17 protein-coding genes are annotated in these 22,491 nt (G+C 62.9%); 2 read left to right on the forward strand and 15 right to left on the reverse strand.

All coding sequences use genetic code 11. The features are described 5' to 3' along the window. Positions 1 to 4: 4 nt before the first annotated feature. The 10 genes from MTR64_RS14010 to MTR64_RS14055 form a co-directional block, all read right to left on the reverse strand. Positions 5 to 943: a YncE family protein gene (locus MTR64_RS14010; RefSeq protein WP_243994707.1), complete on the reverse strand. Its 939-nt coding sequence runs from the start codon at positions 941 to 943 to the stop codon at positions 5 to 7. A 43-nt stretch (positions 944 to 986) separates the two neighbouring features. Next, positions 987 to 2,759, reverse strand: a complete 1,773-nt coding sequence (gene atzF / locus MTR64_RS14015) for an allophanate hydrolase (protein ID WP_243994708.1) — start codon at positions 2,757 to 2,759, stop codon at positions 987 to 989. Further along, positions 2,756 to 6,352 (reverse strand): urea carboxylase, encoded by a 3,597-nt coding sequence (gene uca, locus MTR64_RS14020; RefSeq protein WP_243994709.1) that lies wholly within the window; start codon positions 6,350 to 6,352, stop codon positions 2,756 to 2,758. The genes atzF and uca overlap by 4 nt, the downstream gene beginning before the upstream one ends. Beyond that, positions 6,349 to 6,984 carry an urea amidolyase associated protein UAAP2 gene (locus tag MTR64_RS14025; protein WP_243994710.1) on the reverse strand — a complete coding sequence of 212 codons (636 nt, stop codon included), beginning with the start codon at positions 6,982 to 6,984 and terminating at the stop codon, positions 6,349 to 6,351. Before MTR64_RS14025 ends, uca begins: the two co-directional genes overlap by 4 nt. Before the next feature lie 14 nt (positions 6,985 to 6,998). After that, positions 6,999 to 7,823 carry an urea amidolyase associated protein UAAP1 gene (locus MTR64_RS14030; protein WP_243994711.1) on the reverse strand — a complete coding sequence of 275 codons (825 nt, stop codon included), beginning with the start codon at positions 7,821 to 7,823 and terminating at the stop codon, positions 6,999 to 7,001. Next, on the reverse strand, positions 7,820 to 8,299 hold the full coding sequence (locus tag MTR64_RS14035) for a CopG family ribbon-helix-helix protein (RefSeq protein WP_243994712.1): 480 nt from the start codon (positions 8,297 to 8,299) through the stop codon (positions 7,820 to 7,822). Before MTR64_RS14035 ends, MTR64_RS14030 begins: the two co-directional genes overlap by 4 nt. A gap of 27 nt (positions 8,300 to 8,326) precedes the next feature. Then, positions 8,327 to 9,094 (reverse strand): ABC transporter ATP-binding protein, encoded by a 768-nt coding sequence (locus tag MTR64_RS14040; protein ID WP_243994713.1) that lies wholly within the window; start codon positions 9,092 to 9,094, stop codon positions 8,327 to 8,329. Beyond that, positions 9,091 to 9,906, reverse strand: a complete 816-nt coding sequence (locus tag MTR64_RS14045; protein WP_243994714.1) for an ABC transporter permease — start codon at positions 9,904 to 9,906, stop codon at positions 9,091 to 9,093. The genes MTR64_RS14040 and MTR64_RS14045 overlap by 4 nt, the downstream gene beginning before the upstream one ends. Positions 9,907 to 9,942: 36 nt before the next feature. Continuing rightward, on the reverse strand, positions 9,943 to 11,025 hold the full coding sequence (locus tag MTR64_RS14050; RefSeq protein WP_243994715.1) for a putative urea ABC transporter substrate-binding protein: 1,083 nt from the start codon (positions 11,023 to 11,025) through the stop codon (positions 9,943 to 9,945). Between the two features lie 210 nt (positions 11,026 to 11,235). Further along, the gene (locus MTR64_RS14055; protein ID WP_243994716.1) at positions 11,236 to 11,745 is read right to left on the reverse strand and encodes a CopG family ribbon-helix-helix protein; all 510 of its coding nucleotides are present in this window, start codon (positions 11,743 to 11,745) and stop codon (positions 11,236 to 11,238) included. A gap of 496 nt (positions 11,746 to 12,241) precedes the next feature. On the opposite strand from MTR64_RS14055, the gene MTR64_RS14060 reads away from it, so the two are divergent. Together MTR64_RS14060 and MTR64_RS14065 are read left to right on the forward strand one after the other, a co-directional pair. Beyond that, on the forward strand, positions 12,242 to 13,228 hold the full coding sequence (locus tag MTR64_RS14060; RefSeq protein WP_419144947.1) for a sterol desaturase family protein: 987 nt from the start codon (positions 12,242 to 12,244) through the stop codon (positions 13,226 to 13,228). Between the two features lie 203 nt (positions 13,229 to 13,431). Then, positions 13,432 to 15,825: a TonB-dependent receptor gene (locus tag MTR64_RS14065; RefSeq protein ID WP_243994717.1), complete on the forward strand. Its 2,394-nt coding sequence runs from the start codon at positions 13,432 to 13,434 to the stop codon at positions 15,823 to 15,825. Positions 15,826 to 15,942: 117 nt separating this feature from the next. Here MTR64_RS14065 and MTR64_RS14070 read toward each other — a convergent pair whose 3' ends face one another. The 5 genes from MTR64_RS14070 to MTR64_RS14090 all read right to left on the reverse strand — a co-directional run bounded on the left by MTR64_RS14070 (position 15,943) and on the right by MTR64_RS14090 (position 22,490). After that, complete coding sequence (locus MTR64_RS14070) at positions 15,943 to 17,511, reverse strand: tetratricopeptide repeat-containing sulfotransferase family protein (RefSeq protein WP_243994718.1); 1,569 nt, start codon at positions 17,509 to 17,511, stop codon at positions 15,943 to 15,945. A 194-nt stretch (positions 17,512 to 17,705) separates the two neighbouring features. Further along, complete coding sequence (locus MTR64_RS14075; RefSeq protein ID WP_243994719.1) at positions 17,706 to 18,338, reverse strand: hypothetical protein; 633 nt, start codon at positions 18,336 to 18,338, stop codon at positions 17,706 to 17,708. A 142-nt stretch (positions 18,339 to 18,480) separates the two neighbouring features. Then, positions 18,481 to 19,464, reverse strand: a complete 984-nt coding sequence (locus MTR64_RS14080) for a sterol desaturase family protein (RefSeq protein WP_243994720.1) — start codon at positions 19,462 to 19,464, stop codon at positions 18,481 to 18,483. Positions 19,465 to 20,082: 618 nt separating this feature from the next. Further along, positions 20,083 to 21,828, reverse strand: coding sequence for an acyl-CoA dehydrogenase (locus MTR64_RS14085; protein ID WP_243994721.1), 1,746 nt, complete (start codon positions 21,826 to 21,828; stop codon positions 20,083 to 20,085). 101 nt (positions 21,829 to 21,929) lie between these two features. Next, positions 21,930 to 22,490: a TetR/AcrR family transcriptional regulator gene (locus tag MTR64_RS14090; protein WP_243994722.1), complete on the reverse strand. Its 561-nt coding sequence runs from the start codon at positions 22,488 to 22,490 to the stop codon at positions 21,930 to 21,932. Position 22,491 lies beyond the last annotated feature (1 nt).

Consider the following 22,491-nt stretch of genomic DNA (forward strand, 5'->3'; position numbering starts at 1 on the left):
GCCTCTAGTCCGCCAACTTATCGTTCAGAACATCTGCAGGCCACCATGTGAGCGTGTGCTCGTCATGCGCCGTCGTCCATACGCCCGCACCGGTATAGCGCAGCGCCCCGCTTCCGGCCGCCGCACCGATGCGAGCCTTGATGGCGTTTGTCCTGGCATCGATGACCGCAAAGACCTGATCATCGGTCGTCCGCAGCCAGACTTTGCCGTCACCCGTATCGATATCGCCCCACTTGAGGTTATCGCCGACCTTGATGCGGTCCGTGACCTCGCCGGTCTCGAAATCCACGCGCGCGACCGTGCCGTCCCCCTGCTCCTGCACCCAAACCGCGCCTTCGCCCGCGACGAGGAAGCCCGGCTCCTTGCCAAGAGGCGTCTTGCCTGCGACGCTATTGCTTTCAGGATCAATACGCTGCAGCGACTGCTGATTGGCACTGACGGCCCAGAGCGAACCGAGACCGAAGGACAGGTACCAAGTACCGGGATCGACGGTAATCTTGGCAACAACCGCGTTAGTCTCAGGATCGATGCGCGAGATCACGCCCTTGTCGTCGCTCGCTACCCAGATCGATCCGGCACCCGACGCGACGTTAAGTTCACCCTTGGGGTTGGCGATACCGGTAGGAATGGTAGCGATCTTCTGCGCGGTGCGGATGTTGATCCGGACAACCGCACCCTCCTGGCAATCAGCGACCCAGAGCGATCCGTGCGAGATCGTCATGGCACCGCATGGACGGGTCATCGGGACCTCGGCCAGCTTGCCATAGCGCGACCATGCCTCGACGCGGCCCTTGTTGGTGGTCCAGACTGTATCGCCGTCAACCGCAAGGAAATCCGCGAAACCCGGGATCGAAATAACCTGTTCGCTTCCCGCGAAGGCAGGTGCAGAGATTGCGGCAAGGCCCGCAGTGGCTGTCAGAAACGTAAGCTTGAGCTTGTCCATCTTGTCCCCCTTGGGTCGTGCCGCAATCCTGTGACGTTCTGAATTAGCTTGCGAGCTGTGCAATGTAGTTGCGCCAGCCGCCCAGAGCGGTGATGTCCTCCGCGCCGATCGTCGCGCGCGGCTCGGACACGAAGCCCTTGACGCTGGTACCATCGGCCAGCGTCACCGTGCCGATCGCCAGCGGCGCGGGTACTTCTGCGACGAAGCTGCCGAATTCGGCAACGCCCAGCTCGTAGATCTCGACCGGAATGCCTGCGCCATCCTCGGTGTAAACGAGCGCGGGCTTGGGCGGCGTGCTTTCCGCCATGGCATAGAGCCGGTAGGTCGGCGCGGTCTCGAACGCGCCCACGAACGTGGCATCACGCGAGGTGAGCTGCCAGTGGAGGGGCATGTCCTTCAGGTGGGCGCCGACGACGGCAAGTTTCACTGTCTGCATTTTTCCCTCAAAGTCGAGTGGTGGCGGGGACGGCAGATCCGCGACCGAAAGGTACGCGTCTGCCGCATCGAAAAGGGCGCGGTCGGTGTCGGCCGGGCCGATCAGGGTAATGCCGAAGCCGGTGCCGTTGTCGCGAATGCCCGCAGGCACGGCGAGCGCGGACATGTCCAGCAGATTCACGAAGTTGGTGTAGGCCCCCAGGTTGCTGTTCAACGCGACCGGCGCCTCAAGCATTTCCAGGACGCGGTAGGTCGAACCAGTCGTCGGGAACACCATCATGTCGATGCTGTCCCACAGCGTGTCTGCATAGCGCTTGAGTTCGGCGAGACGATAGATGCCGTTGAACAGATCTACGGCGGTCATCGGCAGCCCGGCTTCGACCACCTCGCGAACGGTCGGATCGACCGCGTAGGGGTTGGTCTTGAGGATGTCCTCCATCGCGGCGGTGCGCTCGGCGACCCAGGGACCGCCATAGAGCAGAAGCGCAGCTTCCTTGAGCGGTTCGTAGTCGATCTCCACGATTTCGTAGAGACCGCCGAGCTTTTCCAGCGCACGGTCGAAGAAGTACTCGGAATCGGCGTCGCCGAAGAACTGGCGCTGGTCGCGGCGCGGCACGCCGATCGTTTTGGGCGCAAGCGGCCGGTTGACGAGTGCCTTCGAGAAGGGATCGGCCTGATCGAAACTGGCCACCACCTCATCGACCAGACGGGCATCAGCCGTATCGTCGGTGAACACGGTAATGCAATCGAGCGTGCGGCAGGCCGGAACGAGGCCCCGCGTGCTCCACCGGCCCTTGCTGGGCTTGAACCCGATCAGGTGGTTGAAAGCGGCCGGCACGCGGCCCGAACCTGCGGTGTCGGTTCCGAGGGCAAACGGCACCAGCCCTGCGGCGACTGCCACCGACGAGCCCGAACTGGAACCGCCGCTGACATACTTCAGGTTGTAGGCATTGCGCGGAATACCATAGGGGCTGCGCGAGCCGTTCAGTCCGGTGGCGAACTGGTCGAGATTGGTCTTGCCAAGGCACAGCGCGCCCGCCGCCGTCAACCGCTCGATCACGCCTGCCGAGGCTTCGGGGCTGTACGCGAAAGCCGGGCAGGCTGCCGTGGTCTCGAAGCCCTCGACGTCGATATTGTCCTTCGCGGCGAAGGGCACACCGGCCAGCGGCAGCGTTTCCCCCGAGGCAATGCGGGCATCGACGGCACGGGCGGCGGCAAGGAAATCCTCACGCGCCGCCCGGCTTATCCAGATCTGGGGCTGAACAGCATCGTAGGCCTCCGCGCGCGCCAGCGTTTCCTCGGCCACGGCAACGGCGCTCGTGCGGCCTGCATTGACGTCGGCAGCAATCTGCGTGGCACTGCGGCGGTCGAGCGGGATCATGAGCGCCTCGTCAGCGCCAGCATGGGCGAGCCAGGTTGCAAGGACTTTCCTTCCTGCATGTAGAGAACGGCGACGGTTCCGGCGCCGGTGCTTTCCACCGAGGCTTCCATCTTCATCGCTTCGATGACGGCGATCTTGTCGCCCACGCAGACTTCGTCACCCGCCGCCACCAGCAGCTTGGACACGATGCCGCCGTAAGGCGCTTCGAGAAGGTCTGCGCCGTCGGGAACATCAATGGCAGTGACCGGCACGTCCACGGCCTCTTCGGCGGCGCTTACGCGGTCGAATTCGCCGCGGCGCTGCCATTCGGCGCGTTCCTCGTCGAAGGCTGCCTGACGGCGCCCCTCGAACTCCGCGATCGACTGCGCATTTTCGGCAAGGAAGGCACGGTAGTCGGCAAGGCGGAATTCCGACGGCTCGATCCGGATCGAGCGCCGCCCGTTGGGGAACTCCCGCCGCCAGTCGACAAGCTCATCCGCTGTGACCGGATAAAACCGGATCTGGTCGAAGAAGCGCAGCAGCCACGGTCTTCCTTCGACGAAGGCATCCGTCTGACGGTAGGTGTTCCACACCTGGATGGTACGGCCGAAGAGCTGATAGCCGCCCGGCCCCTCCATGCCGTAGATGCACATGTAGGCGCCGCCGATGCCCACGACATTGGGCGGCGTCCAGGTACGCGCGGGGTTGTACTTGGTGGTGACGAGGCGATGACGCGGATCGACTGGCGTTGCCACCGGCGCGCCCAGATAGACGTCGCCCAGCCCCATCACGAGATAGTTGGCGTCGAAGATCACGCTTTCCACGGCATCCGCATCGGGCAGGCCGTTGACGCGGCGGATGAACTCGATGTTGTCCGGGCACCAGGGCGCATCGTCGCGGACGGCGCTCATGTACTTCTGGATCGTCTCGATTGTTGCGGGATCGCGCCAGCTCAGCGGCAGGTGGACGATGCGCGAAGGGATCGAGAAATCCTCGAGATCACCCAGCCGTTCCTCCGCCTCGATCAGCACGTTCAGCGTCGCGGCCTGATCCATCGCTTCGCCGTCGAAGTGGACCTGCAGCGAGCGGATGCCCGGGACGATGTCGATGATGCCGGGCAGCACCAGCCGCTCCAGCTCGGTCATCAGGGCATGGACGCGGATGCGCAGTTCGATGTCGAGAACGATATCGCCGTATTCGACGAGGATATTGCGATCGCCCTGCTGCCGGTAGACGGTGCGCGGACGCCCCGGTCCCGACGGAATTTCCGCGAGAATGGGACTGAGCGTCTCCACCGCGCGGGTGGGCAGAACCTCGGCGGCGGTTCCGTCCGCAATCAGCTCGCGCTGGGCGGCATCGGCCGCCATGGCGTCGTCCATCGTCACCGGCGCGAAGCGCAGCTTGTCGCCGGGTGTCAGCTGCCCGATCTTCCAGCGATCGGCCGCGATCACCACGAAGGGACAGACGAAGCCGCCCAGCGAAGGACCGTCCGGCCCGAGGATGATCGGCATGTCGCCGGTGAAGTCGACTGCGCCGATGGCGTAGGGATTGTCGTGGATATTCGACGGGTGCAGGCCCGCTTCACCGCCATCGGTCCGCGCCCAGTGCGGCTTGGGGCCGATCAGGCGAACGCCGGTGCGGTTGCTGTTGTAGTGGACCTGCCACTCGGCCTCGACGATCGTCGCGATATCTTCATCGGTGAAGAAGTCTGGCGCGCCGTGCGGGCCGTAGAGCACACGCAGGGTCCACTCGGTCGACACGTCGGGCATTGCCAGCGAAGGCAATGCCTCGCCCGTCTCCTGACGCGCAAGGTGCAGGGTATCGCCTGCCAGCAGGCGGCGGGCGGCCGGGCCGCCAAACTGCCCTAGCTCGAAAGTGCTGCAGCTGCCCAGATAGGGCGCCACGTCGAGCCCCCCAGCGAACAGGATGTAGCCGCGCATGCCGCCGCCGGTGGAGCGGCCCATGGCCAGCGTCTGGCCCGCCTTCACGTCGAGCGGCACACCGCGCGGCACCGCCACGTCATCGAGCCGCGCGCCGAAATCGGCGCCCATCAGGCAGATACGGGCAGGCGACACGAAGGAGAGCGTGGGCCCCGTAACGGTGACTTCCAGCCCGGCCATGCCTTCGGGATTGCCGAGCAGCCGGTTGCCGAGGCGGAACGACTGATCGTCCATAGGACCCGAAGGCGGAACGCCCACGGCCCAGTACTTCTGCCTGCCCGGCCAGTCCTGCACGGTAGTGGCCGTGCCGCCGCTGATCACGCGCACGCACTGCGGGTCGTAGGCGATGGTGTCGAGCACACGGGTGGAAACCTGGCCGCTGACGAATTCATCGGAGCGGGTGACGTCACGCAGCCAACGCAGATTGGTCTCGATGCCGTCTATCCGGGCCTCGTCAGCCATGGCCTGCGCCGCCTCGACCGCCTCTTCGCGGCTCGGCGCATGGACGATCAGCTTGGCCAGCATGGGATCGTACCAGGCGGTGATCTCGCTGCCTGCCGCCACCCATGTTTCCACACGAATGCCTTCGGGGAATTCGACATTTGTCAGCGTGCCCGTCGTCGGACGATAGTCGAGCGAGGGGTCCTCGGCGTAGAGGCGCAGCTGCACGGAATGGCCCTTGGGCGCGCCCAAGGGCTCGTCGAGGAAGGCGTAGTCGCCGGCAGCGCCGCGCACCATCCATTCGACCAGATCGACACCGTAGACTTCCTCGGTCACGCCATGCTCGACCTGCAGGCGCGTGTTCATCTCGAGGAAGAAGAACTGCTCCTTGTCGGCATCGTAGAGGAATTCGACGGTGCCTGCGGAACGGTAGTTGGCTGCCTGGCCTAGGCGCACGGCCGAAGCAATGAGCTCGGCGCGCACGGCCTGCGGCAGGCAAGGCGCAGGCGATTCCTCGACGACCTTCTGGTTGCGGCGCTGGAGCGAGCAGTCGCGTTCGCCCACGGCGACGACCTTGCCCTGACCATCACCGAACAACTGCACCTCGATATGGCGTGCGCGGCGAATGAAGCTTTCGAGAAACACGCCCGCATCGCCGAAACTTGCCATGCCTTGACGCTTGACGGCCGCGAAGGCCTCGCGCACGCCGGCCTCGTCCTCACACACGCGCATGCCAATGCCGCCGCCGCCGGCGGTGGCCTTGAGCATGATCGGGTAGCCAATTTCGGCAGCGGCGCGGACCGCGTCTTCCTCGTCGGTCAGCAGATCGGTGCCCGGCGCCAACGGCACGTCATGCGCGGCGGCCAGCGCGCGGGCCGAGTGCTTCAGGCCGAAGGTCGAGATATTTTCGGGCGTCGGCCCGACGAACACGATCCCGGCATCCGAACAGGCCTGCGCGAATTCCAGATTTTCCGAAAGGAACCCGTAGCCCGGGTGGATCGCACCCGCGCCCGCCTTCTTCGCCGCATCGATGATGGCAGCGATGTTGAGATAGCTCTCGGAAGGCCGAGCTTCGCCGATGCACACGGCCTCGTCGGCTTCAGAGACGTGCAGCGAACCTTCGTCGGCTTCCGAATACACGGCCACCGAGCGCAGCCCCATGCGCCGCAGCGTGCGGATAATGCGGGTGGCGATCGCGCCCCGGTTCGCGATCAAGACGGTATCGAAACTCATCCGGCGACGATCATGCGCACGGGGGTGGGATTGAAGCCGTTGCAGGGATTGTTGATCTGCGGGCAGTTGGACACCACCACGATCACGTCCATCTCGGCCTTGAGGTCCACCGTCAGGCCCGGCGCGGAAATCCCGTCGACGATGCCCAGCGAACCATCTTCCTCGACAGGAACATTCATGAAGAAGTTGATGTTCGAGACGATGTCGCGCTTGCTGCGCCCCTCGATGAGGTTCGCCTCGAGGAAGTTCTCCACGCAGGCGTGCTGCGCCTTGGTGTGGTGGCCATAGCGCAGCGTATTGGACTCGCACGAGCAGGCGCCGCCGATGGTGTCGTGATAAGCGACCGAGGTAGCCGCGATCGTCATCATCGGGCGGCCCTCGTTCGACCGCAGAACCGTGCCAGTGCGCAGGAACAGGTTGCCCTGCGCCGAAACGGTATCCTGCGCGCTGTAGCGTTCGGAATCGTCCGCTTCCGCATAGAGCAGGAAGTCGACGGCCTGATTGCCTTCAAGATCGACGATGCGCAGGGTCTGGCCCGCAGCGATGTGATGCAGCCAGGGTGCCCGCGCGGGCACGATATCGTCATGGATCACGGCGCCGGGGAGGTCAGCCAGATAGGGGTCGGCGTTCATTGCGGCCTGTCCTTTCAGCGACGGAAGTAGTCTTCGACATTGAGGAAGGCGCGCAGGCCTTCCGGCGTAGCGGTGCGGACAGCATCGTCCTCCGGCGTGACCGGGCCGCGCCAGGCGGAGGCGCGCAGCGGCGTGACCGTCCAGTCCTCACGCGGATCGAGGACGTGGGGGCAATTCGCGATAACCACGATCACATCCATTTCCGCGCGCAGCACCACGCTGCGACCCGGCTCGTAAGGGCCGACCTGCGGGGTGATGGTGCCGTCCTCCTCGATGCGGGTGCCCTTGAAGAGGTTGACGCAAGGGTGCACGTCGCGCCGTCCGAGACCGTGCTTGGCCGCACCGAGCAGGAAGCGGTCACGCCCGTTGGGATAGGCACCGCTGTTACGCCCTTCTCCATACTTGGCCGTATTGGTCGCGGCATTGGACGTGCCGCAGAAAGTATCGTGCGTGCCCGCGCCGTCTTCCAGAATGCTCAGGAGAACGCGCCCCATGTCCGACAGGAGCAGCTTGCCCTGCCCCAGATAGGCGTTCCACTGCACCTTCACGGTGTCGGCGACGTTGAGCCGCTCGGTTGGCATTTCGGCGTTGAAGACGTTGAGCGAAGCGCAGGCATCGCCCTTGAGGTCGATCAGGCGCAGCCGCGTCCCGCGCAACAGCCGCCGCGTGGCATAGCCGCCTGCTGCGATCGTTTCTTCCCAAAGCAGGTCGTCCGCGCCAACACCGGCGGGCAAATCGCCTGCCACCGGCGGCAGCACCGGCATGCTTTCGACGACGGTGCCTTCCATGGCGCGGGCGTGATCCCGCGCCGCCAGAGGATTGGCCAAAGTCCCGGTCATGCGTTGGCTCCGATTGAATGAATGTGACTGCCGTCCTGTTTGTGCAGCGGCGGCAGAAGAGAGGTCGTGGTGACAAGCTGGAGTTGCTGGATTCCCCGGATGCGCCGAATGGCATCGCACAGTTCCTTCAGCCGGACGGCCGGCCCCTGCACGAGCAGCACTTCGAGAGACTTGTCGTGCTCCAGGAAAACGTGCTGCGAGGAGATGACCTCCTTGAGGTAGTTCGCCTGTGTCTGCGAAAGCTGGTGCCGCACCCGGCCCCGCTCGCTGCGGTAAACGATGGTGACCGTACCGGCGAGCATCTCGTCCGGACGGGTGAGCGATTCATGCTCCGCAAGGGCATGACGGATCAGCTCGGAAATGAGCTGCGAGCGTGAGGGCAGGCCACGTTCCGCCACCATCGTGTCGAGCTGTCTGAAGAGTTCTGCCGGTAGGCTCATGCTGAGCCGGGCCAGGCTTGTGGATTCGGAGCTCATGCCCTTCACCTCTCAGTTATTACCAATTTAGTCAATGGTAATACCACCATCTTCGCAGATAGTTCGATCAGCCCTGTTGTTCAGGGGGATGTCGTACACCACGGTCGCACCGTAACGATGCGGCGCGTGCGGATCGTGCCGGCGCTTGTCGAGCGTGAGGACCCGCGTTCCGAGCGAGAACGCCTCGCGAATGTCATGGGTGACCATGACGATGGTCAGCGCATAGTCCTGCCAAAGTTTCGTGATGAGTGCATGCATATCGGCCCGGATACCGGGGTCGAGCGCCCCGAACGGCTCGTCCAGCAGCAGGATGCGCGGCCGCATGACCAGTGCCTGCGCAATCGCCAGCCGCTGCTGCATGCCGCCCGACATCTGCGCGGGATAGAGATCGAGACTGTGCCCGAGACCGACGGCCTCCAGCATGGCGACCGCTTCGTCCCTCGCCTCCCGCCTGGCTGCGCCGAACAGGCGCGCCGTGAATGGCGCCCGCGGGCATTCCAGCCCCAGCATCGTGTTGCGCAGAACCGACAGGTGCGGAAACACCGAGTAGCGCTGGAACACCACGCCGCGATCCGGACCGCACTCCGGCGCCAGAGGCTCGCCGTCGAGCAGGATCGTCCCGCGCGTCGGGGCTTCCTGCCCGAGGATAAGCCGCAGAAAGCTGCTCTTGCCCGCGCCTGATGGCCCGACAATGGACACGAAGGACTGAGCTTCGATATCGAGATCGAGTTTCTCGATGACGATACGGTCGCCGTATTCGACCCAGACGTCGCGAAGGCTGAGAAGCGCGCTCAATGGCTTGCTCCGTGGGCCCAGGGGAACATGCGGCGGCTCGTGAAGGTGAGCGTCGTGTCGATGACGATCGCAAGCACCGCGATCCAGGCAACGTAGGGCAGAATGATGTCCATCGAGAGGTAGCGGCGCACCAGGAAGATGCGGTAGCCAAGCCCAACATCGGAGGCGATCGCCTCCGCCGAGATCAGAAACACCCATGCCGGGCCGAGCGCCAGACGCATCGCGTGGATCAGCCGCGGCATGGCCTGCGGCAGCGCCACCCGGATCATGACCTGCCAGCTGCTTGCACCAAGCGTTTGCGCCTTGATGATCTGTTCTCTCGGCAAAGCGGTGACATGATCGGCGACATCGCGGATCATGACCGGTGCAATGCCGATCACGATGAGCCCGACCTTCGCGGTCTCGCCCAGACCCAGCGCAATGAACAGGATGGGCAGAAGGGCAATCGGCGGAATGACGGCGATACCCGTAACAAGCGGCCCGAAGGTTGCGCGCACCGGTGGAAGGATCCCCAGCGCCAGCCCCACGACGAGCGCCATGAGTGTCGCGATTCCGAGGCCGATCCCCAGCCTCTCGAGACTGGCCAGCGTATCCGCCCAGAAGATCAGTTGTCCCGAAAGCTTGTCCGGCTCGAAAATGAGCGCGGACATGCTCTCGACCATGGCCCCGGGCAGCGGCAGGATCTTGTCTGCGGGGTTCTCGGCATGGCGCTGTGCCGCCATGACCAGATAGACCAGCACCAGAAGCAGGATCGGCAACGCACCCAGAAGCAGCCGGTTACTCCGGCCGACCTGACGATTCACCCAACGCATTTTACAACCCCGATGAGACTGAACAGGGACGCGCGATCAAAGCTTTCCGTCGGCCGCCATCTTCATGAAGCTGTCGTCGAAGCGCAGCGTCACATTTTGCGTGTCTCCGAGCGTCTTTCCGCCCGGGAAGGACATGCCCACAGCGTCGGCGGACTTCGCCGCACCGAACAGCCCCTTGGAGAAACTGAAGTCACGCACGCGCGTCATTGTCGTGATCAGCGCCGGATCGTCCGTCGCCGCAACCGCCTTGGCAGGATCGGCATAGAGATAGGTCGTGCTCAGCTGCCCATCGAACGCCTCCGGCGTAGCACCGGCCAGCTTGGCCATCGCCGCACGGGCTTCCTTGCCCTTGGCATCCTGCTGCTGCATGAGCGCGGTCGTTTCGTACCAGATCCCGGCCAGAGCCTTGCCCAGGTTAGGGTTGGCCTTGAGAGTCTCGGTGTCGACCACGAGAAGGTCGAGGATCTCGCCGGGAATATCGGCGGAACTGAACACCTCGTGCGCGCCCGGCAGATCCTTCATTGCGGAAAGCTGCGGGTTCCACGCCACTGCGGCAGTGACGTCGGGGCTGGCAAAGGCACCGACGATGTCCGCGTCCGCGGTGTTCACGGTCTTGACGTCGGTCAGCGACATGCCGACCGAGTTCAGCGCGCGAGCCAGCAGGTAATGCGAAACCGACAGTTCGACCAGATTGATCGACCGGCCCTTGATCGCCTTGAGATCGTCGGAGCCCTTCAGCAGCACGCCGTCATTGCCGTTCGAATAGTCACCGACGATGATGGCACTGGTGTCCTTGCCGCCCGCGGCCGGGATCGTCAGTGCGTCCATGTTGGCGACCGTCACGCCGTCGAGCTTGCCGGCAGTGTACTGGTTCACCGATTCGACGTAGTCGTTCACCTGGACGATGTTGATCTTGAGCCCGTACTTGTCGGCCCACTTCTTCACGATGCCGGCCTGCTGGGCATATGGCCAGGGCATCCACCCGGCATAGATCGACCATCCAATGTTGAACTCGGTGCGCGGCGCCGGCGCTTCACCTGACGGCTTGGAGCAGGAAGCGGCAAACAGCGCCCCTGCCATCATTGCAGCGCTGGCCACTTTCCGGATGGATACGATCATGACTCGGTCCCCTTTCGCAATGCAGCATTGCGTCATTTGCAGGGCTTGTCCATCTGAAAATTATTACGCAAGAAAGATTGTGTAATACCCTGACGCCATTGAGCGCGACGAATCATAAGGCTTGGCGGGCGAACGCCGCACGGAAGCCCATTAGTGCGGCTGACCGTACCGCTGCGCGGCTGGAATGCAGGAAACGGCAGCTGCACCCCGCTAGGCAGCGACTTCCCTGCTCTTCTGGCTCTTGCGAGGCTGCACGACGTCACCGTCATCCACACCCTCCTGCTCATGAAGCGGCGGGAGCAACGCAGTCGTGGTGACAAGCTGAAGCTGTTGCACGCCACGAATGCCGCGCAACGAATCGCACAGCTCCTTCAGCCGCACGGCAGGCCCCTGCACCAGCAGCACTTCGAGCGACTGATCATCCTCAAGGAACACATGCTGGGACGAGATCACTTCCTTCAGATACTCGACCTGGCTTTCGGCCAGTTGCTGCCGCACACGACCCCGGTCGCCGCGGTAAACGATCGTAATCGTCCCCGCGAGCATCTCCTCGGGATGGGTCAGCGCTTCGTGTTCCGCCAGCGCATGGCGAATCAGTTCGGCAATAAGCTGCGATCGGGACGGCAGCCCGCGCTCCTCGACCATCACGTCCAGTTGACGGAACAGGTCCGCAGGGAGGCTCATGCTGAGCCTGGCGAGACTGGCGGGTTCGGTGCTCATTGGTCTCCCAACTATTGTCAAAGCCCTCTGTTGCAGCATTTTTGTCTGCACCTGCGGGGGGCCAACCCACCCTGCCCGCATCCAGGGCCGAAAATCAAGGATTTACCGCTCTAACATTATTATCATGCACAACAATTGTAATATTAAATTTCTGAGAGCAGAAAGGCTCCGCGCGCGCCGAGAATGCGAAGAACCCTTCTTGACCGGCCCCGTTACGAATCAGTGACACTCTGGCCACTCCCCCAGCGAAAAACGCGACGCACATAGCCAGCGCGAAGAACTGGCCTTGAGCACGCCGAGACGCAAAATCATCAAAAACCCTTGTTTTTACGGGCTTGTTTTAAGCTTGCGATGCGACTGGGACCACCCCGAATTAATACTCTTGACGCAATCTGTAATATCAATACCGTGTGTCAAGTCGCCGGTCAGAGCGATGTCATACGGGAGAGAAAATCTGAAACATTGGGCCGCATGCGGCTCGATAGGGAGATTTTCGATGGTGCAATCGCCGGCCTGCAATCCCGATCTCTCCGGTGACGAGAAGTCGTTCGCCGACGTCGCCGGGCAATCCGGCATGACGCACGACGTCAAGGCTGGCCGGGCTAGGAAGCTTCTCGTGGATCTTCTGCCGCCTGCGACCGTTGCAGTGGTCGTGTTGTTCTGGATGTTCGGTCCCAAGGCGTGGGTCGACAGCCCGTGGAGCCTCGTCATATCCGGCGTTGTCACAAGTGCATTTCTGCAGGCGCTGGAATTCCTGTTCGAGCGCCACGCCGGCTGGCGCATGAACTGGCGCGAATTTGCCACAGACCTGTTCTATGTAATCCTGAGCTACACGGCCATTTCGTGGGTCACGAACGCGCTCGCGGAAGAACCTCTGGCAGCGGCAAAGGAATCGCTTGGCATCACCACGGACTGGGCGATGCATATGCCTTTCCTGCTGCAAGTGGCCCTGGTGATCTTCCTGATCGAGTTCGGCCAGTACTGGATGCACAGACTGATGCACAACTCGCATCCGTTCTGGCTGACGCACGCACCGCATCACCACATCACCCAGCTGAATGCGATGAAGGGCTACGTCGGCAATCCCATCGAACTGTTCCTGATCAGCCTCAGCGTGGTCGGCCTGTTCGACTTGTCACAGACCGCAGTATTCTGCGCATTGAATGTTCTGGGCGTCATATCCGGTTATGCTCACGCTAACGTGCGCTCCGATCCGCCGCTGTTCTACTCTTTCTTCTTCACCACGATCCGGCACCACAGCCTGCATCATTCGGTGGATTATGAATCGACCCGCTGCAACTACGCGAACTCGCTGATCGTCATCGATCGCGCGCTCGGGACGTATCGCGAAGGTGAATCGGCAATCGTTGGGCAAGACCAGCGCAAGCGCCTGTCCATCTGGGAGCAGTTCCTGTTCCCGTTTCAATCAACCATCGACCGCATAAGCGCAAAACGCAACCAACGGGGGTCCACGGCCCACTGACCATCGAAGCATGGCGCCGGCGCAATCAGTCACAAGCCGACGCCAGACTTCGGGAAATACAAGCAGCAGGCGCGCCAGCCCGGGGACCGGCCCAGCACCGGTGGGATGACGCGCAGAGTTCTCAATGCAGTGATTTAGCTCAGGTTCTGGCGCAACGAAGTCAGGGCACGGGTGAACTTTGTCCAGATAACAGGGGTTAGCAAATGACATATCGCGCAACACTCAGGGCAGGTCTTCTTTCGGCCACCTTCTTCTCCAGCGTCGCACTCGCTATGCCTGCTCTGGCCGCCGATGCGGCAGATGCGGTTGACGCCGACGCCGGTTACGACGACGGGGCCATCATCGTTTCAGCGACCCGCCGCAACACCACGCTCATCGAAACGCCGATCAACATTTCCGCAATCGGCTCGGACGAACTGTCGCACGAACGCCTTGACGACATGCGCGATCTGAGCGCCTTCACCCCCGGCCTGACCGTCGCCGACAACGGCCCGCGGTCTTCCGGCACCGTCGTCATGCGCGGTCTCTCGGCCGACGACACCGCTGCCGGCGGCGGCGACAACAGCAACAGCGCCATCGGCATGTATCTCGGCGACGTGCCGATGTACTACGACTTCAAGCTGATCGACATGAGCCGCGTCGAAGTGCTGCTCGGGCCGCAGGGAACGCTCTATGGTCTCGGCACCCTTGCCGGCGCGATGCGCTACATTCCCAACCGTCCCGACCCGACGAAGTTCTCGGTCGAAGCCAGTGGCCGCGTCTTCGACATGGCCCACTCCAGCGACGTCGGCTATTCCGGCTATGCCACGCTGAACATTCCCCTGGCCGAGAAGATCGCGTTCCGCACCACCACGGGTTACTATTCGACCCCGGGCTTCATTGACTATCCCTATCTCCTGCAGACGCCGAGCGTCTCGCTGCCGCAGCCGGGCGGCGTCGACAATCCGCTGGGCACCGATCAGGACAAGGCCGACAACTTCAAATCCGCCAAGGACGTGAACTACGATCACACCTTCACGTCGCGTAACCAGCTGGGCTTCGTCGATGACGACTTCCAGGTCTACGTGACCTACGCCTACCAGAAGACCAAGACGGGCGGCCGCCAGGCCACTGGCGGCGGTGTGGTCGGCGAAGGCAAGTATCAGGCCCCCTGGCGCTACCTTGAACCCGCCACGCGCGAAGGTCAGCTGCTCTCGCTCGAAGCCACCGGCAACGTGGGCGACTTCATGGATGTCGTCTTCGTCTCGGCGTACACCCAGCGCAAGACCTCGTACCGTGGCGACAACACCGACCTGCTGCTCGACCTCGACTACGACTATGAACTGTTCCCGGCTTTCTCGAGCTACAACCAGTCGCATCAGAAGGAACACGAATTCACCAACGAAGTACGCCTGGTCTCCACGTTCGAGAGCCCGCTCAGCTTCGTGGCCGGTGCGTTCTGGAACCGCCAGAAATACGCTTCGAACTACGACGAATACACGCCCGGCTTCGGCGCCTGGGCCCTGGTGAACTGGGGCGTCGACATCGGCACCGAAGACCACGAATACTCGTCCTACGTCCGCACCAAGACCGACGAAAAAGGCCTCTACGGCGAAGCGACATGGCACTTCACGGATGACCTGCAGGTCACCGGCGGCCTGCGCTACTACAAGTACACCGCCGACATCGACGGTGGCAGCTACCTGCCTTACTGGCAGAGCACTTACCGCTCGCGCTCGGGTTCCACTTCGGACGACGGCCTTGTCTACAAGGTCAATGCTTCGTGGAATGTCACTCCCGACTTCATGGTCTACGGTACCTACTCGACCGGTTACCGCATTGGCGGCGTGAACCGCGTAGCGCCCTGCGTGCTGCCACTCGACACCACGAAACAGAATCTCTGCGCCCTTCCCAACGAACTTTCCTACGGTCCGGACAAGGTGAAGAATGCGGAAATCGGCATTCGTGGACAACTGTTCGACAAGAAGCTGTCGTTCAGCCTGTCGGCCTACCACGTCGACTGGAACGGCATCCAGCTTTCGGGCCAGACCGTGAACGGCGCCATCGGCATCACCGTGAACGGCGGCAAGGCGGTCTCGAAGGGCATCGACTTCTCGTTCAACGCCAATCCGTTCCCCGGCTTCAACCTGCGCGGCAACTATTCGTACATGGATGCGCACCTGACCCAGGCCGTGCCTCAGCTGCTCTCCGTGGCGGGAGGCGATCTCGTCGATGTCTATGCTGGCGATCGCCTGCCGGGCTCGACCAAGAATTCCGGCGCACTGGGTGCGACCTACGAATTCCCGGTCGGCCTGAACTCGATCATCATGGGCTGGACGGCCACCTACATGGGCGGCATCTACACCCGCACGGGCCTGCGTGGCGGCGGCGAACGCCTGCCGTCCTACGTGATGCACCGCGCCACGGTGACCTACAAGGCCGAGAGCTACGAAGTGTCGCTCTTCGCGAACAACGTGTTCGACAAGTACGCGATCACCGGTGTCAGCAACGACCTGACCCGTTACGGTCTCGTCAACGACGGTGTCATCTCGCGCTACTACGCACAGAGCGTCGCCACGCCGCGCGTGATCGGTCTGGAAGCACGCATCAAGTACTAAGGGCTCTGCGGGTCGCACCCAGTTGCCAACGCTGGAAGGGCGGCATCGCACAAGCGGTGCCGCCCTTTTCACGTCCTAGCCGAGTCCGGCGGCAGTGCCGGGGCATGATGGCCGCTTTCAGTCTACGGGAATGCCTTCAGCCTCGAAGAACGCGCGGACGCCAGCCATGCCGTCCTCATGCGTCTTCCAGCGGCCAATGCCCTCACTGTTGAGCTTGCGCCGGACCTGCGCGGCACTTGGTGTCGCCACCGCCGCCCGGTTCTCGTGAAACGCCAGACAGGCCGGATCCCAGAACAGACCGCAATGATCCAGCAGGCGGCGCGTCTCGGTTTCCTGATCGTGCACCAGCGCCTCGTAGCCAAGCTGCAGCACACGCCCCGGGCACAGCCGCTCCCACAACGCCATCAGCCCGTCGAACCGCTGGTAGTACCGGGCCGTGTCCATCAGGTCGTAGGAATAGGCATAGTAGGCGGACTGGCTGGCGAACAGGTTCTTGTAGTTGCTCCAGACCGTGTCCATCGGATTGCGGCGCAGGCACACGATCCGGGCATGAGGCAAGGAGCGGACAATGTGGCCGATATAGAGAAAGTTGGCCGGCAGCTTGTCGACGAACCGTGGCGTACCCTTGGGCCGCTGGTGGTCTGCACGGGCCATATAGGCATCGCCGATAGCCGTGGGGTCGACACCGCCGCTTGCCGCAATGGTCTCGGGGTCGATGACCACGCGCGAGGCTGTGCCCGCCATCTGCTTGACCGCCAGCGGCATGGCCTGCAGTTCCCCCGCCGAAGCTACCTCGGGATGAGAGGACAGGATGCGGTCGACCAGCGTCGTGCCGGTCCGGGGCATCCCCACCACGAAGATCGGTGCGGCATCGGGATTGCCGGTCCCTGAAGCGAGTGTCTCCAGCCTCTTGCCGTACAGCGCCTCGATCGCATCGAATATCGCCGCGTCATGCCTGAAGTCGTAGCGGATTGCGCGCTTGTGAGCGGCGTTGGCAGTGGAGAGATGATGAAAGGCGTCGTCCGCCTCGCCGATGTCTTCCAGTTCCTTGGCAAGCGCATAGCGGATGCGCAGCGCATCCTCCGGCCGTTCCGCCGCGGCAAGCGCTGTCTGGAGCCTCGACACATGATTGGCCTGCATGGTCTGGCGGGCCAGGATGGCCAATGCATAGTGCGCACGGGCATTGCCGGTATCCGCGGCGAGGATCGCCTCGTAGTGCGCGCGGGCTTCGTCAACCTTCGCTGTAAAGCCGCTGGCCGCAGCCAGATTATAGCGGTATTCCAGATTGTCCGGCTCCAGGGCGACTGCCGCCTCGAAAGGCGCGAGCGAAGCCACGTGATCGCCCAGGCGGGTCAGCACGCACCCGATGGTATCGAGCGTCAGTGCATCGCCCGGTTGCAGCGCCATGGCCCGATGTGCAGCATCCGCAGCCTCCCCTTCCCGGCGGAGCAATATCAGGAGCTTTGCGAGCTGTGCCAGGTATTCCGCCTGAGGCCCGCGTTCGACCGCCGCCCTGATCAGCGGAACCGCCTTGGCGATCTGGCCCGCCTCCGCCGCGGCCATCCCCAGCAGAAAGTATCCGGCGGGCTGGTCGGGACAGCTCTCGGCAAGCGCTTTTGCCGCAGCGGCAGCAGCCGGCAGATCGCCCCGTTTCAGCGCCCCCCTCGCCTGCGCTTCCAGCGTCACGCCGTACTCACGATACAACGGATCATATGCCCAATTCCGCGACGCCCAAAATTACCGAAGGCTCCTTCATGTCCCCGATCGAGACCAAATACCACCCTCAGCCCTGCACCCCGTCAACACCGGTAGCGGGTTCAGACCCTTAGCCCCCTCACCCGCTTCAACCTGATGGAGCAATGAGTACCACTCTGCTGAGATTAGGCGGGTTCAGACAGCGCGACGGGCGTCTCGCCCAGCAATCTCTTCTTGAATAGCGACTTGACCAGCCGCTGTTCAAGGAAGCGCCCCACGACGTAGAGCGTCGCGAAAATACCCGCGAAGACATAGGCAGGCGTAGGCGAGGGCTTCTTGTCTTTCTTGTTTTTGTCAGGCTTTTCCGGAGCAGGCGCGCCGAGAGCCTTGTCGATCGGATTCATCGGCCTTTCGGCCTCTTTCTTCGCGTCCTTTTTCTTGTCTTCCGCCGTCTTTTCGGCCTCCGCCGACGGCTTGTTCAAGGTTCCCAACGCAACGGTAAGCTGGCCGAAGCTCAGGAACAACAAGGGAGCCAGAAAGCAGAACAAAAGGGCCCTGCTGCTCAGGTAGTAGTTCAGCACTCCCCCTGTCCCATCGTTTTCGACCTTGAGGACTCCCCTGTCGAAAACGGACATCTTGTCCTGCGCCGCAGGGTCCTTCTTGCGGAAGGACAGCGTACCGTTCGTTCGTTCGTGGGTGGTTCCGGTCTGGCGGAACAAGGGATCGAGCCGCTCGAAGACTTCATCGCTTGATTGTCCGTGAGCGAGCGGCAGGCTGCCCTTGATGTGCCAGATCCAGTCGAAGAAACGCAGGTTCACGGGATTCCCTTGTCAGTGAAGGTTGGATTCAGTGAGGGTTAGATACCGCCAAGGCACGACGGTGCGAACCGGGGCGTAATGGCCCCGGCACGGGAATGGCGTTTGGTCGATAGGGAAAAGCTGGGAAAAGAGGTCCGGCCCATCACTCGGCCGGCACCGCCGTCACCGGCCGGCCGAACTTCTCCTTGAGCGTCTTCCAGGCCTCGGAGAACGGATAATGCATCTGCTCGCGGATCGACATGCGGCGGCCGCCTTCCATGCCCAGCAGTTCGGCCTCACCGTCCACGCAGGTGCCAAAGATGCGATCGATGAAGATCCAGGTCCCGGAATAGTTGCTCCGGGTAGCCTCGTAGTCCAGCGAATGGTGCAGGCTGTGATGCTCGGTGGTGTTGAAGATGAAGCGCCACCAGCGCGGCGTGTTGAAGCGCACATTGATGTGCTGATAGGTGCTGACCGCCATGCCGAAAGTGCCGGCGAGCAGAGCCGCACGCGGCAGGAAGTCGAAGAAACCACCGATACCGAGCCCGATCAGGAAAAGCTCGACCGGATTGCCGACCGCGCCCTTGTTGATGTTCAGCTGGGTAATAAAGTGATGCGGCGCGTGGGTCAGCCACAGCGGGTACCAGTTATGCATCCCGCGATGCATCCAGTATTGACCGAAATCGAAAATGAACGAGATCATGAACGCCTGCACCAGCAACGGCAGGCCCGTGAACCAGTTGAACTTGTCCCAGTCGAAGGCTTTCTGGATGGCAGCAATCATCGCGCCATCGCCGATGTAGACATCGACCGTGCGCAGAATCGTATAGCCAAGGCCGACAAAGAACAGGTCGGTGGTCAGTTCCTTCCAGGTGAGCCGCCAGCTTTCATGCCGCGGGAAGAACCATTCCATCGTCAGCAACAGCACCTTGAAGCCGATGCCGATGCCGATGGCGGTCGATGCCTTGGCGATGGAATTGGGCGCGTAGTACCAGAACGCAAGCAGCGCGAAGAGCACCGTGGGCTGAAACCAGGTAAAGACAAACTGCTTGAGCGGACCACCCTCCACACGCGGGAGGTTTTCCCATCCCACAGTGACTGGCGATTCCGCGCCTATCACTCGCTTGCCTACGCGAACTCCGTCCATACGCCTGCCCTCGTAATATTTGACCACCTGGATTAGTAATACTAACTGCAGATATGGTAATACGCGATGCGCGCCGCGTCTACATAATATTGCACATGCTTTGCCCCGCCTTGCCAGTGGATTTCGCATTCCCTGTTCCGGCCGCGGGACGAACCATGTGCGGCGAACGAGCCAAACCTTCCGAAGGACCCGCTTCGAGCGCAACGGATCAACAACCGATGCGTAATTTCGGGCCTTGTTCACATACGCAAACGCTGCAGATCCTGGATGGATCGCCGAGTCGGATATGAGACGTAGAGGACGCGCGGCATCGCGCCGGGTCAGTCGGCGGAAGATCAGGTCCTGCGAGCCCTTCAGTCCAGCAATCGTGCCCTTGCATCGCCAGCCATGACCATGCCCGCATGATAATGCACTCTGCGGAGTACCGTCGTCAGGGCGCCGGCATTGTGCTGAAAGCGCAAGCCCATGACCTGCAGGTCGGGATGCCCCGACTTGGAATGCCGCTGCCGGCTAGGGATAAGCAACCAAGGCGTCCTGGCCACCGGACCGACCTCAGTTCGGCAGGCTCCGTCGCCGAATGGCGCAGGACCCAAGTTCTCGAGACAGAGTCCTATTTGTTCAAAAAGCCTCCAGCGCGAGCTGAGCAACAGCTTCGGGCCCGGAACCGATCGCCTTGGCCAGCGCATCGACTTGCGGCAACATGCGTTCCGCGAAATAGCGGGCCACGGCCAGTTTGGCCATGTGCTGCTCGCTGCCGCTTCCGGCAGCGGCGGCCATGCGGGCCCACATCCAGCCCATCGCGACAAGCGAGAACATGCGCAGGTAATCGACTGCGGCTGACCCGGCGGCATCGATGTCCGCGCCCTGCAGGGATGCCGTGGTGTCCCGAAGGATTTGCAGGGCGGCACCGGTCTGACGGGCAACCTGTTCGGCGTGGGGGTGCGCCTGCGCGGCGGCCAGATCGGCCTCGACCATATCGAGGAAACCCGCAACCACACTGCCCCCGCCGAGGGTGAGCTTGCGGCTGACAAGGTCCATGGCCTGCACGCCGTTGGTGCCTTCGTAGATCTGGGCAATGCGGGCATCGCGCACGAACTGTTCCATGCCCCATTCGCGAATGTAGCCGTGGCCGCCGAAGACCTGCTGCGCGTGGACGGCACTTTCAAAGCCGAAGTCGGTGAAGCCGGCTTTCACCACCGGCGTCAGCAGGGCGACCACGGCGTCTGCTTCGGCACGCACGCTGGCGTCGGGATGCTGGCGGGCGCGGTCCATCTGCAATGCGGTCCATCCCGCCAGCGCGCGGCCGCTTTCCACGAAGGCGCGGATCTGCAGCAGCATCCGGCGCACATCGGCATGTTCGAGGATCGGCACCGGTCCGCGGGCGCCGTCCGCGCTGCGGCCTTGCAGCCGCTCGCGCGCGTAGCCTACGGCCTGCTGGTACGCTCCGCCGGCAATACCGAGCCCCTGGATGCCGACCATGAGCCGTTCCGCATTCATCATCGTGAACATGGCGGCCAGCCCGCGATGCGGCTCGCCGACGAGCCAGCCGGTCGCCCCGTCGTAGTTCATCACGCAGGTGGGCTGGGCATGGATGCCCATCTTCTTTTCCAGCGCGCCGACCGACATCGTGTTGCGCACGGTGAAGCCGCCTTCGCTGTCAGGCAGGAACTTGGGGACCAGGAACAGGCTGATGCCCTTCACCCCCGAAGGCGCGTCGGGCAGCCGGGCCAGCACGAGATGCACGATATTGCAGCCGAAATCGTGATCGCCCGAAGAAATGAAGATCTTGGTGCCGGTGACGGCGAAGCTGCCGTCGCCATTGGGCTCGGCCTTGGTCTTGAGCAGGGCAAGGTCGGTGCCCGCGCCGCTTTCGGTCAGTGCCATGGCGCCGGTCCACTCGCCGGTGACCATCGGTTCCAGCCAGATGGCCTTGAGTTCGTCGGAAGCATGGGCCGCGATCGCTTCGCAGGCGCCCCGCGTCAGGCCCGGGAACAGGCCGAACGAGAGGTTGGCTGCGGACATCATCTCATCGAACCAGAGCTGGAGGATGAAGGGCAGGCCCTGGCCGCCATGATCGGGGCTGGCGGACAAGGCAGCCCAGCCGCCTTCGGCAAAGCTGCGGTAGGCGTCGGAATATCCCGGCGGCGTCACCACGGCGCCATCGACGATGCGGCTGCCCACTTCGTCGCCTTCGCGGCTGATGGGCTGGAGAATGTCGGCGCAGAAGCGGCCTGCCTCATCGAGCACGGCCATGGCGAGATCGAGATCGGTCTCCTGTCCAAGCTCGGACATCGCACTTTCGAATCCGAGCACTTCACCCAGAAGGAAACGGTAATCCGCTATCGGCGGCTGGTAGCCTTGCATCGCACATATCCTCTCTCGATCAGACCTGCGCGCCTCTACACCAAACATCTGTTACAATCAATTCAATGCGAGTTTTCGTATCTGTGGAGGCTTTGCCGGGATCAGGTGTGGCGGAAGATGGCGATGATCTGGCGTGCGACCTGGGCCGGGCTCAGCCTGCCCGGGCGGTACCAGCTCGCGGCCGAATTCAGCTGGACGAGCAGCAGGTTGCGGTAGATCGAGCGGTCGAACGCAGAAGGCAGTGGCAATGCTTCCACGAGATCCCGGAACACCGTCTCGAAGGCATCGCGTCGTTCGAGCAGCCGGATGCGGACATTGTCAGGCACTTCGCGAAAGTCATTCATCATGGGCATAGTCAGCGAATCAGGGGCAAGCTGAATTTCCAGCAGGGTCTCGCATGCGGCCTGAAGGCGCCCCCACGGCTCACTGTGCGGGGCAATGGCGGCATCGATGCGCATGGCGGCGCTATCGAGCGCGGCATTGTGCAACTCGACAAACAGCGCGTCCTTGGACTTGATGTGATGATAGAGCGAACCGCCGAGCACACCGGCCTCAGCACCGATATCGCGCATGGAGGTCCCGCGGTAGCCCTTGCGGGCGAAGAGCTGCGCCGCGATCTCGAGGATCTGGCTGCGGCGATCCTTCTGGCCTTCGTCAGTCATG

Source organism: Novosphingobium album (ex Hu et al. 2023), from assembly GCF_022832385.1.
Lineage (GTDB): Bacteria > Pseudomonadota > Alphaproteobacteria > Sphingomonadales > Sphingomonadaceae > Novosphingobium > Novosphingobium album.